Origin of the sequence: Arthrobacter globiformis, from assembly GCF_046536215.2 — a bacterium.
Taxonomy (GTDB): Bacteria; Actinomycetota; Actinomycetes; order Actinomycetales; family Micrococcaceae; genus Arthrobacter; species Arthrobacter globiformis_E.
This window is the reverse complement of sequence record NZ_CM143421.1, coordinates 1,746,512-1,760,925: the sequence shown is the minus strand read 5'-3', so window position 1 is coordinate 1,760,925 and position 14,414 is coordinate 1,746,512. Positions and strand designations below refer to the sequence as shown.

The window sequence follows — 14,414 nt, the reverse complement described above, 5'->3', positions numbered from 1 at the left end:
GGCTTCGCCCGCCAAACAGCAGGTTCCCAGCTGTTCATGAATGACGACTTCGGGGTGCTCTAAGCAATGGACGGAAACCTTGCCGTCATTGGCCTGGGCAGCATCGGGAGCATGGCACTCTGGCAGGCCTCACGGCTTTCCGGTTCCGTGGTCGGCTTCGAGGCACACACGCCCGCCCACGCACGCAGCGCCGTCGGCGGGGACACCCGGCTGTTCCGCATGATTTATCGCGGAAGCCCCGGGTTCTACCCCATCCTGAAGCGGTCACGGGACCTCTGGGCGGAGCTCGAAGCAGAAACCGGACAGGACATCCTCACTCGTTGTGGTGGACTGTCCATCGGCACAACGGATGGGCCATATCTCCGCAGCGTCCTGGAAACCACCCGGATCAACGGGGCTGCCCACCAGATCCTGACCCGTGAGGAAATGGCCGAACGCTATCCCCAACACAACCTCAGGGCCGACGATGCCGCGGTGTTCGACCCGAACGCCGGTGTTCTTCGGACCGACCGGGCAGTTACCGCAGCCGTCGCCGCCGCACAGGCCAACGGAGCAACGGTCCTCAGCAACACTCCCGCCAGCAGCATCAGGGAAACCAACGACGGCGTTGTCGTCACCTCCGGAGACACCTCCTGGACCTTCGAGAACGTCCTCGTCGCCTCGGGGGGTTGGTCCCAGCAGCTCATGCCCGACTACCTGAAAGCCCACACGGAAACACGCAGAGTTTTCCTTTCTTGGTTCGTTGCCCGCGACGCAGCGCAGTTCACCCCGGAAAAGTTCCCCACTTTCAGCCGGATGTACGAGGACCGCGCCATGTACGGAGCGCCCGCCGTTGACGGCGTCACGGTCAAAGCCACCTTGGACGGCCGGGGTACGGTCACAACCGACCCCGACGGTTTCCCCAGGGAACTCTCAACAGCCGAAATCGCCGAGACTCTCGAAACCGTCACCGAATTCTTTCCCGGCCTCATTCCGACGATCGTCCGCTCCGACGCCTTTCCGGACCTCTACACCGAGGACCGGAACCCGCTGCTGGGCTGGCTCAGCGAGTCAAGCAGGATCTACTGCGCCACAGGCTTCTCCGGAGGCGGATTCAAGAATGCCACCGGCTACGGCCACATCGCCGCATACGAAGCGCTCGGCAAACAGTCATTCGACGGCCTGGATTTCGTGCGCCCGGCGCGGTTCAAGACGGGCTAGGTCTCCGCCCAATTCTTAGCCCCTCAACTACTGCTTCTCGGCGGAACTGGAAGTCGGCTTGGTTCCAACCCGGCGGCACCGTTCGGCGGCGTCAAGGGTCCTGACATGCGGTGCCCGGTATAATCGACAATCGACAAGGAGGCAGCAATGGACCGCAAGTTCGAGTGGCAGGAACAACGGACAACCACACCAGACGGGGTCTACCGTGTGCTCCGTACCGCAATCCTTGACGGAACTGTGCCTCCAGGGGGACAACTGCGCGAGACGCACATCGCTGCGGACCTCGGTATCAGCCGGTCCCCATTACGTGAGGCGCTGACCAAACTTGAGGAGGAAGGGCTGGTCATAAGGATCCCCTTCCGTGGATCATTCGTTGTGGAAGTCAGTGCTCGCGACGTCGCGGAGATCGCAGCGATCCGAGTCCTCGTCGAGCCCTATGCTGCCGAGCTCTCGGCCCCCATGCTGCGGGGTCCCGAGCAGCTCCGGCTGAAGCAAACCATCGAGGAACTGTACCGGGCCACCGACACCAATGACATCCCAGGCAGCATCGACGCTCATCTTCGCTTCCACAGGCTCTTCTACGAATTTTCGGGGAACGCCGCGCTGCAGAGCATGTGGAACGGGTGGGAGAACAAGCTGCGTCTGTACCTGGCGGTTGACCACCGTTCCTACAGCGACCTTCATGACATCGCTGTTGAGCACGAGAAACTCGCTGAGCTTGCTCTGGAAGGCGACTTCGAGGCCTTCCGCCAGGAGACGGTCAATCAACTCCAGAATGCTCTCCAAGCAGATGCTCTAGAACAGAAGTAGCCGCTACGGCGGGCCGGGGACGAAGCCGGTGACGGTTTCGGTAGTCTCGGAGCCCGTCACTCTTGGTTTTGCGTGGCGCGGGCATCCTCACGTGGCTTTGGGCTGCTGGCTTTTCGTTGCAGTCCCGCATCCTTCACGAGCTCGGCCAACCATGGCCGGTGCCCCTTGTGGAAAGCCATGCCGTCGGGCAGCCCCTGGACCGTGGGCACAGAATTGGCGATGTCGATCGTGATCCGGCCGCCAGCCATGGGCGCGTTCGTGATGTGCAGCTCCCCGTAGGATTCCGGCAGGACCGGGTCCATCCAAAAACCGCCGCGGGAAACATGCGTGTCGTACCGCATCAGCGTGGTCACGAGTTGGATGGGCGTCGTGGCTGCCCACGCCTGGGGCGAGCACGCCGTCGGGTAGGGGACAGGCTCGGCGAACTGGTCCCGGCTGAAGCCGCAGAACAACTCGGGGAGGCGCCCCTCAGAATATTCGGCGGCTTCCAAAAGCGCGGTGGCGATGCGCTGCGCTTCCGCCACGAATCCGTAGCGCATCAGGCCTGCCGCAATCACCGCGTTGTCATGCGGCCAGACCGAGCCGTTGTGGTAGCTGGCGGGGTTGTAGGCGCCCATGTTGCTCGCCAGGGTCCTGACACCCCAGCCGCTGAACATTTCCGGCGACATGAGGTGCTCAGCCACCTGCGGTGCCTTGTCCTCATCCACCAGGCCCACCCACAGGCAGTGGCCCATGTTCGACGCGCACGCATCGACCTGCCGCTTCTTGCCATCGAGTGCGATGGCGTAGTACCCGCGGTCCGGGATCCAGAACTGTTCGTTGAACCGCTTCTTCAGGTCCTGCGCGCGGTCGGCGAGCTGGTCACCCAAAGCCGTGTCGCCGGCGTCGTACGCTATCCAGGCGCGCGCCATGTACGCGTCGTAGACGTAGGCCTGCACTTCACACAGCGCGATCGGCGGCTCGGCCAGACGGCCATTGGCAAAGTTAATGGCGTCCCACGAGTCCTTCCAGCCCTGGTTGATCAGGCCCTGGGGGTTGAGGCGCTCATACTCGACGAACCCGTCACCGTCCCTATCGCCGTAGTTCCGGATCCAGTCCAGGGCCCGGTCGGCGTGGGGCAACAGCGCGGCGATGGTTTCCTTGCCGAAGCCCCAGCGGCTGACGGATCCGAGGACCGTCACGAAGAGCGGCGTGGCATCAATGCTGCCGTAGTAGACGGACTTGCCGCCCAGCGACAGGCCGCTGGAGACATCCAGCCTGACCTCGTGCAGGATCTTGCCCGGTTCCTCCTCGCTCATCCGGTCCACCACGCTGCCTTGGCGGTCGGCCAGCGTTTGCAGCGTGCCCAGCGCCAGGGAAGGGTCCACCGGCATTGCCATTTCCGACGCCCACAGTGAGTCGCGGCCGAAAAGAGTCATGAACCATGGGGCACCGGCCGCCACCACAATGCGTTCCGGATGGTTGGGGTCCTCGATGCGGAGCGCGCCGAGGTCGTCGTAGCTGCGCCGCAGACTGCGCTCGATGGAGTGGTTGCCCATATGCAGCTTGGGGATCTTGGCCACCCACTCCTGCCGGCGGCGGTCCCGGGGGGACAGTTTCTCGCCGTCGATATGGATGAACGACGGCGGGGGAGGGCTTGCTGCCTCGGCGCTGGGCACCGCGGTGACCAGGGTACTCCACTGGCTGTGCGGTGCGAGCGACACGGCGTATGTCAGGGCGTCTTGGGCGACGTCGGCTCCGGGAGCCTGGATCAGGAGTCCCTTCCGGACATCCTGCCAGACGGCCCGGATAGCCAGGGTGTCGCCTTCCACTTCCCGGGTTTCTTCCCAGCGCCCCTGGATCCGGGCCTCCTTGACCTCGAACAGATCCGCGAAATCTGCCTCGGCACGGATGGAAATGGTGCATTCGGCCGGATCCGGGGAGTAGTTGCGGATGGTGACCTGCTCCTGGATGCCTGCCCCCACTTCGCGCAGCCGCTCGACGATCAGCGGGCTGTCCGCATACCCGTCGGAACGGGTGACGCGGCCGGCAAACAGGGCACGGTACGGTTCCTTGGTCTCTGCGGCCAGCGGTTCCAGCGACTGGCCGTTGACGGTAAGGCTCCAGCGGGACACAATGCGCGTGTCCTGGAAGAAAACCCCGTGCGGATACTCCGGGTGGATGTCCCCGTTCGGCAGGGAGATGCAGAAGGACGTGCCTTCCACCAAGGTGATGGTCCCTGCCCCCACAGGTCCGGCAGCAGTGTCAGCGTTCCATCCAGCCATCCCGGCCCCTTCAGGAGACCGACGCGCCTGGGCTTCCATGCCTGGGCGCTGCAGTCCTCAATTCTTGCACCGAAGATACTCTTGCTCGATTCGGGATGCCAGAGCCCGCGGCGGCAGAGTGTTGGACACAGTGAAGGAGGCAGGCAGGCAGGCAGGTTAAACCGACAGCGTGCTCAACGTATCCGCGAGCCGGGAAATGCCGAGTTCCGAACGCTCCGGCGTTTGCGAGGCAAAGCACAGCCGCAAAGCGTTGCCGAACCCTCCAGTCACCGAAAACGCACGTCCGGGGATAAACGCCACACCATTCCGGACGGCCGCGTCAAAGAGTTTCGACGTGTCGACGTGGTCACCGAAGGTGAGCCACAGGAAGAATCCTCCCTGCGGATTCGTCCATGTCGCCTGCCCGGCGAAGTGCTTTTCCAGCGACGCCTGCATTGCCCTCATCCGCCTGTGGTATTCGCTTCTGAGCCGGCCCAGATGCGGTTCAAGTTCACCGCGGCGGAGGAACTCGGCCGACAGGAGTTGGTTGGGAACATTGGTGCAGGTATCCATCGTCTGCTTTGCATCAATGAGTTTCGCCACGATTGTGGGGTCGGCGTCCACCCAGCCCACGCGGAGCCCGGGAGCCAGGATCTTGGAAAAGGTGCGGACGGAGAAGACGAGCGGATCCCCGCCGCCCAGCTCGCGGAACCCCGGGATGTGCATGTGGTCGAACCGCAACATGCCGTAGGGGTCGTCGTCGATGATAATGCTCTGCCATTCGCGGGCAAGTGCAAGCAGAAGTCGCCGCCGCTCCAGGGACATGGCCGTCCCGGTAGGGTTCTGGAAGTTCGGAATCACGTAGATGGCTTTGGGCAGGCGCCCGGCTTTTTGAACCAGCTCCGGCAAAGCCCCCACCATCATGCCGTCGTCGTCGATCGGAGCCTCCACGATGTCTGCACCATAGGCCAGGAGCGTGGCGCTTCCGTTCGTGTAGGTTGGTGCCTCGACGATCACCAGGTCTCCCGGGTCAACAAACAGCTTGCCCGCAAGATCCAGGCCCTGCATTCCTCCGCTGGTGATGATCAGCCGTTCGGCGGACGTGCGCTCAGGAGTCGTTTCCAAGTATGCAAGGAGTTCGTCGCGGAGCGCCGTTTCGCCCTCGGTGGCTCCGTAGCCGAAAACCTCTGCCCCGTTAGTGGCGAGAAGGGAACTGTAGATCTCGCTGAAAGCCTCGGACGGAACCACTTCAGCAGCCGGACTCCCCATAGCGAAGCTGACGATGTCATGTGTCTGCCGCTGCAGCAGCGTTGTGCTCGAATCGATGATCGAGCCGCCCAAGCCCCTGGTCCGGGCTGCCCACGGGACGTCGACGGGATTCACGGCTTTCCCCGGCGCTGTGCCAAGAGCTGCAGTTCGCGCGCAACAGCGTCGATCACGTCGGCGCGCGTGGCGAGCCTTCTCTTCTTCAGGCGCTTTGGTCCGAGGCGTTGTGTGGATGCGCCATGGGAAGGCTCGAGGCGGCGATTGGAGGGCACTGCTTGTGCGTCGGGTAGCGAATGCGGAAGAGGATCGTGGAAGACCATCTCCGTGCCTGTCGGTGAGGGGGCGCCGGCCGGCCACGGCTCGGGGATGTTGGGTGTTGGCGCGGTCATTGGGATCCGCCCAATTGAACACTGACGGCCAGGATGACGGCGCCGAGGGCAAGGATCCCGGCGGAGATCTGTAACAGCAGGCGCACGTCGAACTTACTCCGGCCTCCTCGCGTAGGGGACCCCGGCTGTTGCGAGACAGCGCATGAGCTGCTTACGAACCCTGCTGTGATGAGCAAGATCAGGCTTAGCATTGCGCCGCCCGCAGGACCGGGATTCTGCCGAGGCCTCCGAACTGGCCTGTTCCCAAAGTCTGCCTAATAGGAATAGACATTGCCCGAAACCAGTAGGTCGTAGTCATCCTCGACATGGAACAGGCGGCGGTCGCCGATTTGGTCTGTCACCCAGATCGTGCGGCCATCCTCCGTTCGCTCATCAATGGACCCCTTGTAGCATTCGACTCCCTGCCGGCAAAGAGCGATGACGTCTCCGGTCTGCAGGGACGTCCACATGGATACACGACGGCTCTGTCGCATTGTGTGTGCCTTTCTGTGAATTGCGTCGGGGGCCGGGGGCTTTGCTCTCAGCAGCGCTGGCCCGGGAGAGGAGGCAAGGTCGTCCAGCGCAGCCCCCGTTGGAAAAACTTCCACCTCAAGCCTATCGTCGATTGTTGACAATTGCTAGGATGAAATCCGTGCCTTCCAGTGAGGGCGGGCACCTACGTACTGGGCACAGCCCAAGAAGGAGCAACTATGGTCAAGGCGACCGTTATGAGCGATGCGACAACCGCACACCCGGGGGAGCACAAAGCCAAGGAAACGTCGATCACCGCAGGGCAGACCGAGGTGTCCCTGCGTCTTTGGGCGAGGGACGACTTCAGGACCGGCATCTGGGAGGTAACTCCGGGAACCTTCAAAAGCACCCGTCCCGGATACGACGAGATCTGCCAGATTCTGAGCGGGAAGGGCACCATCACGGAGCCGGACGGCACCAGCTTCGACATCGGCCCGGGCACGCTGTTCGTTACTCCTGCCGGCTGGGAGGGCAGCTGGACTATCCACGAGACGGTGCGCAAGATGTGGGTTGTTAAGGACGTTCCTGCCGCGGCCGAATAATTCTCAACCGGCAGGAGTCCCCGGGCGGCAGTCCACAGCCGCCCGGGGCTCCCGTCCGGAAGACGTGGGCGTGCGCTGGGCGGCTACCTGGTGGCGGTGAGATCCTCCACGGCCTTTTGCATGTGCCGTTTGATGGCCTTCTGGAGACCCCTTTTGTCCCGCGCTTTCAGGAGATCCAGGATGTTCTGGTGCTCTTGCACGAGAGCATCCACCCGTGGATAAGAGACTTCCAGACTGAGAATGCACATCCGGGATTCGGCGGCCAGTGTCTCGTAGACGCGGATCAGGCGGGAGTTTCCTGCCCCTGCAACGAAGGAGGTGTGGAACTGCATGTCCAGCCGTGCGATAGCCTGCCAATCGGAAACAGCAACCTGCTTCGCCATGTCATTGATGATTCCCTGCAGCACGTCGCAGGTGTCCGTGACCTGGTCCTGCTTACCTTCCAGCAGCGTATTCGCTGCCGCTGATTCCACGGCTTCGCGGACGGCGTAGATCTCCCTGATGTCCTCGGGCGTAAGCTCCAGGACGAACACCCCGCGGTTGCGGTGGTTGACCAGGATCCCTTCCTGGCACAGCCGCTGTAATGCTTCCCGGAGAGGTCCCCTGGACGTGCGGAGCCGGCTCGCCATGGCAGATTCATTGATCTGCTCTCCCGGCCGGAAGATCCCCTGAACGATTTGTTCCCGCAGCTGATCGGCAATCAGCTGGGCCGTGGGCCTTCCTTCCAGGACAAACAGTCCTTCGGTTGCCGCCATGTCATTCCTCATCTCACTCTTCGGCATGCTACCTGTCCCAGACGGTGCAGGACTCAAGTTCATCCATTGTTAGAGCACCTTTTCCAGGAAGGATTGGGTGCGGCGTTCCTTCGGGGTGCGAAGGACTTCCCTGGCGTCACCGCGTTCGATGATGCGGCCGTCGGCCATGAAGATTAGGGAGTCAGCGACTTCGCGGGCGAAGCCCATCTCATGGGTGACCACAATCATGGTCATCCCTTTGCTGGCCAGATCCTTCATGACGGCGAGGACCTCACCGACTTTTTCGGGGTCGAGGGCAGAGGTGGGTTCGTCGAAGAGCATGATCTCGGGGTCCATGGCCAGGGATCTGGCGATGGCGACGCGCTGCTGCTGCCCGCCGGACAGCTGGGCGGGATAGTGATCGCCGAAACCAGAGAGGCCGACGCTGGCCAGCAGCTCCTCGGCCCGCGTGGCGGCCTGCTTTTTGTCGCTGCCCTTGACCAGGACGGGGCCGGCCATGACGTTTTCCTGGGCGGTCATGTTGGGGAACAGATTGAACTGCTGAAACACCATGCCGATTCTGGTGCGCTGCCGTGCGAGTTCCTTCGGGGGCAGGGCGTGGTAGGCGGTGTCCGTTTCGTAGTACCCCAGGTTCTCACCGTTAACCTTCAGGACTCCGGTGTCGACGGTTTCCAGGCCATTGAGACAGCGCAGCAGGGTGGATTTTCCGGAGCCGGACGGGCCGATGATGCAGCAGACCTCAGCACTGGCTATGTCGAGATCAATGTCCTGCAAGACTGTCTTCGATCCGAAGGACTTCCGGATTCCGCGGGCATGAATGGTGCCGTCGGCTCTCATCGGGCAATCCCCTCCTGTTCTGTCAGGGGCGCTCTTCTCGCCTTCCTTGGCAGCGTGGAGGTTGCGCGGGAATACCTTTGCTCAAGCTTGGATTGCGGATAGCTCAGCAACAGGGTCATCACGAGGTACCAGAGGCTGGCCACGATCAGCAGCGGGATGGTCTCGTAGGTGCGGGCGTAGATCAGCTGCGCGCTCTGGAGCAGCTCGGCAACCCCGAGGACGCTGACCAGGGACGTTTCCTTGAACATGCCGATGACCTGGTTTCCGGTCGCCGGGATGATTGCGGGCATGGCCTGGGGGATGATGACCTTGCGCATCTTCATGGCCCGGCTCATCCCCAGGGAGTCGGCGGCCTCGATCTGGCCCTTTCCGACGGCGGAGAAGCCACCGCGGATGATTTCGGCCATGTAGGCGGCTTCATTGAGCGTGAGGCCTACGAGGGCTGCGGTGATGGGTGCCATCAGGGCATTGACATCGACGGCGGTGCTGATGTTCGTGAAGGGTATTCCGACGGTCAGGTTCGGGTACAGGGCCGCGATATTGAACCAGAAAATCAGTTGCACCAGGACTGGGGTGCCGCGGAAGAGGGTGACGTACACGCCTGCAGTGACGGCGACCGGCTTAATGCTGGAGGACCTCATGATCGCCAGCACCAGGCCCAACAGTGTGCCGAGGGCCATACTTGCCAGGGTCAGGAAAACCGTCAGCATCAGGCCGCGGATGATCGTTTCGTGGGTGAAGTATCTGGCAACCACGTGCCATTTGAAGTTGGGATTGGTCAAAACCGAGATCAGAATGCCCACACCAAGCAGGATGCAGACCACCCACGCGACGTACTCAAAGATGCTTCTACGCCGCAGCCTTGGCTTGAGGGCAGCGTTTACCGGCCCCACGGTTGGCCGCCTTCCACGACTGGTGAATTTCAGCACGGCGGGCCTTCAGTTAAGCTTCGCTTCGGTGATGGCGCCCGATTCCAGGCCCCAGTTGCCGAGTGACTTCTTGTATTCGGGGCTGTCCAGGACTGACTGTGTGGCCTTCTGCAGTGCGGGAGTCAGCGGTGACCCCTTCTTCAGGCCAATGGCAACGACGTGATCTGAACGGGTATCCACCTGCGGAGACAAAATCGTAAATGTGTCCGGCTGTTGCTTTGCCGCCCATACCAGCGAAGCGGTGTCGTAGAAGACCCCATCGATGCGCTTGGAGGCCAACTGCGTCAGGGCCTCCTGGACATTGGGGAGCGTAACCGCGTTGATGGCCGGCTTGCCCTTGGCGGCGCAGGTCCAATCCGAAACGTTGGGCAGGTGGATCAGCTGCCCGGTGGAGCCCTTCGTGACGGCAATGTTCCTGCCGCACATATCGTCGTTGCTGATCATCAGCGGGTTGCCGGCGGTGACGGCAACCGAAAGGCCCCCGTTGAAGTAGTCGATCATGTCCAGCACCTTCAATCGCTCGGGCGTGGGTGCCATGGTGGTGACGGTGAAGTCATAGCGGCCGCCGTCAATGCCGGGAATGATGGTGTCAAACGCGGTGTTTTCGAACTTCAGCTTGAGGCCAAGCTTTTTGGCCACGAGACGGGCGATGTCCGGGTTGAGGCCGATTGGGGTGGCGTTGTCGTCGGCCAGGAACGTGGTGGGCGGGTAGTGCAGGTCCATGGCCACCGTCAGTTCACCCTTGTCCTTGTAGGACTGCGGCAAGAGCTTCACTGCCGCCGCATCAGGCTGGACCCCCTCGGAAATATCCGCCGTGTTCGACGTCTTGGAGCCATCGGCTTGCGAATCACTGTTGGTACCCGGGCCACAAGCGGTCAGTGCCAACACAACTGCCAATGCTGCAACTGCGCTCTGGGCTTTGGTTCTGATCCTCATCGCTGCTTTCCTCTTGCGACGGCCGTGCCGGACTGATGTTCACCTGTTTTCCCGCTGTCTCCTAACTAATAATGCAACCATCACGATCGCAGATCCTCGACAATTCACAGAAAATTTTTCAGGAGCTAAGGGTCAGTCGCGCCGCCTGGGCGGGTTGGAGCGGCCGCGTCGCGTGGCCCTGGAGGAGAAAGAACACTCGTGCTGTTTCTTCTACTTCCTCAACGGCGTCCACTGCTTGTGCCAGGGAAGGCGCGGAAACGATCGGTCCGTGGTTCGCCAGCAGCAGGGCACGGGTCGACGCTGCAGCGGTTTGGGCAGCCTCGGCCAAACCCCGGGCTCCAGGGGCGAAATATGGCAACCGGACCAGCCGGCCGACTCTCATTACAAAGTAGGCCGTCAAGGGTGGCAGAACGTCATCGTCGTCCAGATCGTCCAGGCATGAAAGGGCTGTGGCGTAGGTTGAATGAAGATGGACTGCGGCGTGATCCTGCGGCCTCGCACGGTACATCGCCAGATGCAGGAATGCCTCCTTGGACGGACTGGCCCCGGACAAGTGCTCGCCGGTGTCGGAGACTTTTGCCAGGTCGTCGGTTCTGAGTTCACCCAGTGAGGCGTTGGTGGGCGTGACCAGCATTCCGCCTGCCACACGGGCACTGAGGTTTCCGGATGTTCCCCTGGTTAGGCCTCTCTGGTGCAGGGACCTGGCAAGTCGGACGAGTTCGATGCGGCTGTCCATGTCGGTCATCCGTTGTGGTCCCATGCGTCGAGGAAGAGTCCCGGCGTTCCGAGGTTTCCGGATTTGAGCAGGATGGACAGCCCGGGGCCAGTGTCCGTTTCCAGCCATGGCACTCCCGGGGAGACTTCCTTCCCGACATGGGCCGTGGTAATGCCGAGCTTGCGGACGACAGCGCCGGAGGTTTCTCCGCCGGCGACGATAAGCTGTCGGATGCCCAGGGCAACGAGTCCTTCGGCGATCTTGGAGAGGCTGTCTTCGGTGATTTCAGCGGCGCGGGCCTTGCCAAGTTGCCTTTGCGCTCTCGAGACTTCCTGTGGGGAGGCGGTGGAATGGATCAATACCGGGCCGTCCGGAAGGTTGTCCCGCGCGAACAGCAGGGCCTCCGCGACCACGTCTTGTCCTTGCGCGATGGCGACAGGATCGACGAGGAAGCAGGGTCGTTGCCGGCGGAACGCGGTGATTTGCATCCTCGTCATCTCCGAGCAGCTGCCAGCGACGACCGCGGCCGCGCCCGTTGGCTGTGCGGCACGCGGCGATTGTGGCTGGCCGCGGAACCCGCGGGCAGCTGCCAGACCTCCCACCAGCCCTGATCCACCAGTGACCAGCGGGTGGTCGAGCACTGCAGCGCCCAGCGTCGCCAAGTGGAGGTCATGGAGGGTGTCGACGACGGCGTACTCGGTACCTTGGCCACCCAGGGTCTGGAACTGCGATTGAACTGCCGGAGCGCCGGCTTCGACGACGCTGTAGCCGATGTGGCCCACGAGCTTTTTGGTTTGCGCCTGAAGCAGCCGCGGCACGCTCGAATCCGTCATCGGGGTCAGCGGGTGATTGCGCATAGATGATTCGTGCAGGAGGTCCGTCCCTGCGAAGAGCACACCGTTGTACACGGTCCGCCGTAATGCAGGGGTTCCGGGGGCAACGACTGTGATCTGGCCCGCGGGGACAAATTCACCACGCAGGGCGTCTGCCACGGGGCCGATGTTGCCTTCCGGCGTTGAGTCGAACGTGGAGCAGTATTTGAAGTAGAGCTGCTGAACGCCCCGGGATTTGAGGGCGCGGGCCGCCGCCAGAGACTGTTCTACTGCCTCGACGACCGGCACGCTGCGGGTCTTCAGGGACACGATTATGCAGTCAGCGTCGTGCAGCTGCATCGATGGGTCGGGGACGCCGAAGGTCTGCACCACCCGCATCCCGGCACTGACAAGGCTGCCGGCCACGTCAGAGGCTCCTGTGAAGTCGTCGGCGATAACTCCAAGCCATGGGGCATTCGACGTCATTTGAGTGTTTGACATGCTCGGATCCTTCTCGGGTAATGACGTTCTTTATGAGTTCTTGGCAGGGAAAAGAGTGCTCAGCTGGGTCATCCCGGAGTCGGGGGAAGCAAGGACGGTGGGCCCTCCCGGCTGGTCCCGGGCATGCTCAATGACCCGGGCCATGGAGGCTTGGGCGAGAACGACGACATCGCACTCCGCTGCCAGTTCCGAGAATGCGGCGAGCACCAAGCTGTCATGCACCATCCGGTCACCTGCGCGCAGGGCGGAGAAAGCGCCGTCGACTTTTCTGGCGACGATGGTGGGGGTTTTGTTCTGCTTTGTGGCCGAGTCTTGGACTAGCCGCGTGGTTGGTCCCAGGGTCGCTGACAGGGTCGCAAGCACACCGATCGTGTCGCCGGACAATATCGCCAGCTCGGCCATTGGGGTGTCGATGCGAAGGACAGGGATGGAGACGAAATCCGCGGCGGCGGTTGCCGCCTCGCCTATGGAGGAACAGCTCACCAACAATGCCTGGGCACCCGATTCCTCGGCGTAGCGGGCATAGTCGACCAGCCGCCGTCGAACGTGTCCTGGCGTTGTTCCCGCGGCAATGGTGTCTTGGAGCAATGACTCGTCCACGTAGTGCAGGACGCGGAGGCGGGGAACCGTGCCGGCGGCCAGGGTTTCCATGCCCGGTACCAAGCCGGGCACTGTGTGCAGCATTGCAAGCACCGGGCTGGGCGTTATGTCCTGGGCTGCCGGGGGCGAGGTGGCCGTGGTGGTCACGGGTGGGTTCATGGTCTTTTTCCTGTCGTTTGCAGCGGCTGTGGATGGCTGCCGGCCAGACCAGCGTACGAGACAAGAAGAAACTGATTAAGGGCGCTTGGGACAATGCATTATTTCCAGAAACGAAATAAGCAGTAGATGGGCAGATCGCCCGCACCCGAACAGCCGCCAGGAATTCCGTCATTGACGGCGGCCTTGCCCTCGTTAGGAACCCAGCCTCGCCGCCAGCCCCTGGCGCAGGTGCTCAATGGCCGCGCTGATTCGGCGGGGTGTCCTGGCCGTGGCGGGGTAGAGAGCATAAATGTCGGCGCTGGGGGTCGGGATGTCCGGGAGGACCTGCTGAAGTGCTTCCTGTTGAATCAGCGGGTTGACGTGCCAGCTGGAGCGCATGATCAAGCCGAGGCCCTGGACGCACCAGTCGGTCACCACATCCCCGTCGTCGCTGATCATGCTGCCCGTGACGTCTACGTAGTCCTGGCCTTTCTCGCCAAAGCGCCACAACGAGTAGTCGGCATTGTTTTCCCGCAGGACGATGCAGTTGTGCCGCTCCAGGTCCCTAATGGTCCGCAGCGGCGGGGCGGTGTCAATGTAGCTGGGCGCCGCGCACACAATCCTTCGGTTCCGTGCCAGGAGTTTTACCTTGAGCCTGGAATCCGAAAGTCCGCCTACGCGGATGGCGATGTCGAAACTCGTCCCCGAGATGTTCAAAGGCAGTGGGGAAAGCTCCAGGTCTATTTGGATCAATGGATGCTGCCGGACGAACTCCCCGAGCAGCGGCGCAATGTGCTTACGGCCGATCCCCAAGGACGAATGCACAGTAAGGCGTCCCTTGAGCTCGCCGTGCTGTGCGGACAGGGCGTCTTCGAGATCAGTTTTCTGCTGCAGGATGGCCACGGCGCCTGTCGCATAGCGCCGCCCCTCTTCGGTGAGCATCAGTCGGCGCGTGCTGCGCCGGACCAGTGGTACCCCTAGCCGGGACTCGAGCGCGGCAAGGCGTTTGCTCACCGCGGACACCGACTTTCCCCAGTTCCTGGCGGCTTCAGTAAGGCTCTGGGAACGGGAGATCTGTTCAAAAAACTCCAAATCATCTATCGATGTGAGGTCCATCTCCTGCTTCTTTCGTTTTTGGAAACAATGCATTGTCCCATAGGCCCTTAATTAGGACCTTCTTGTGTCCTACGCTGAACTGACTGGAAGCACAGCCGACGGTATGGCCCTTCAG

At 62.3% G+C, this 14,414-nt stretch carries 13 protein-coding genes; 3 read left to right on the top strand and 10 right to left on the bottom strand.

From position 1 onward, the window contains the following. Positions 1-66 precede the first annotated feature (66 nt). Both R5O87_RS07870 and R5O87_RS07865 read left to right on the top strand, forming a co-directional pair. Positions 67-1,200, top strand: coding sequence for an FAD-dependent oxidoreductase (locus R5O87_RS07870; RefSeq protein WP_410554369.1), 1,134 nt, complete (start codon positions 67-69; stop codon positions 1,198-1,200). Positions 1,201-1,347: 147 nt separating this feature from the next. Continuing rightward, a complete protein-coding gene (locus R5O87_RS07865; RefSeq protein WP_410554368.1) occupies positions 1,348-2,010 on the top strand; it encodes a GntR family transcriptional regulator in 663 nt (220 codons plus the stop codon). Positions 2,011-2,066: 56 nt separating this feature from the next. Here the strand turns inward: R5O87_RS07865 and R5O87_RS07860 are convergent, their stop codons facing one another. Together R5O87_RS07860 and R5O87_RS07855 are read right to left on the bottom strand one after the other, a co-directional pair. Further along, positions 2,067-4,274 (bottom strand): amylo-alpha-1,6-glucosidase, encoded by a 2,208-nt coding sequence (locus R5O87_RS07860; protein WP_410554367.1) that lies wholly within the window; start codon positions 4,272-4,274, stop codon positions 2,067-2,069. A 156-nt stretch (positions 4,275-4,430) separates the two neighbouring features. After that, on the bottom strand, positions 4,431-5,636 hold the full coding sequence (locus tag R5O87_RS07855) for an aminotransferase-like domain-containing protein (RefSeq protein WP_410554366.1): 1,206 nt from the start codon (positions 5,634-5,636) through the stop codon (positions 4,431-4,433). A gap of 979 nt (positions 5,637-6,615) precedes the next feature. Between R5O87_RS07855 and R5O87_RS07850 the strand changes: the two genes are divergently transcribed. Next, entirely contained in the window at positions 6,616-6,960 is a 345-nt protein-coding gene (locus R5O87_RS07850) for a cupin domain-containing protein (protein ID WP_410554365.1), read from the top strand. An 83-nt stretch (positions 6,961-7,043) separates the two neighbouring features. Here R5O87_RS07850 and R5O87_RS07845 read toward each other — a convergent pair whose 3' ends face one another. From R5O87_RS07845 to R5O87_RS07810, 8 genes are all read right to left on the bottom strand, one after another. Continuing rightward, positions 7,044-7,715 carry a GntR family transcriptional regulator gene (locus R5O87_RS07845; protein ID WP_410554364.1) on the bottom strand — a complete coding sequence of 224 codons (672 nt, stop codon included), beginning with the start codon at positions 7,713-7,715 and terminating at the stop codon, positions 7,044-7,046. A gap of 69 nt (positions 7,716-7,784) precedes the next feature. Beyond that, complete coding sequence (locus R5O87_RS07840; RefSeq protein WP_410554363.1) at positions 7,785-8,552, bottom strand: amino acid ABC transporter ATP-binding protein; 768 nt, start codon at positions 8,550-8,552, stop codon at positions 7,785-7,787. Continuing rightward, positions 8,549-9,445, bottom strand: coding sequence for an amino acid ABC transporter permease (locus tag R5O87_RS07835; protein ID WP_410554362.1), 897 nt, complete (start codon positions 9,443-9,445; stop codon positions 8,549-8,551). The genes R5O87_RS07840 and R5O87_RS07835 overlap by 4 nt, the downstream gene beginning before the upstream one ends. 45 nt (positions 9,446-9,490) lie before the next feature. Next, entirely contained in the window at positions 9,491-10,255 is a 765-nt protein-coding gene (locus R5O87_RS07830) for an ABC transporter substrate-binding protein (protein WP_410554361.1), read from the bottom strand. Between the two features lie 280 nt (positions 10,256-10,535). Then, a complete protein-coding gene (otnC, locus tag R5O87_RS07825; protein ID WP_410554360.1) occupies positions 10,536-11,153 on the bottom strand; it encodes a 3-oxo-tetronate 4-phosphate decarboxylase in 618 nt (205 codons plus the stop codon). 5 nt (positions 11,154-11,158) lie between these two features. Then, positions 11,159-12,445 (bottom strand): 3-oxo-tetronate kinase, encoded by a 1,287-nt coding sequence (otnK, locus tag R5O87_RS07820; RefSeq protein ID WP_410554359.1) that lies wholly within the window; start codon positions 12,443-12,445, stop codon positions 11,159-11,161. 30 nt (positions 12,446-12,475) lie between these two features. Beyond that, on the bottom strand, positions 12,476-13,204 hold the full coding sequence (locus R5O87_RS07815; RefSeq protein ID WP_410554358.1) for an aspartate/glutamate racemase family protein: 729 nt from the start codon (positions 13,202-13,204) through the stop codon (positions 12,476-12,478). A gap of 192 nt (positions 13,205-13,396) precedes the next feature. Further along, positions 13,397-14,299 (bottom strand): LysR substrate-binding domain-containing protein, encoded by a 903-nt coding sequence (locus R5O87_RS07810; RefSeq protein ID WP_410554357.1) that lies wholly within the window; start codon positions 14,297-14,299, stop codon positions 13,397-13,399. Positions 14,300-14,414: the final 115 nt, after the last annotated feature.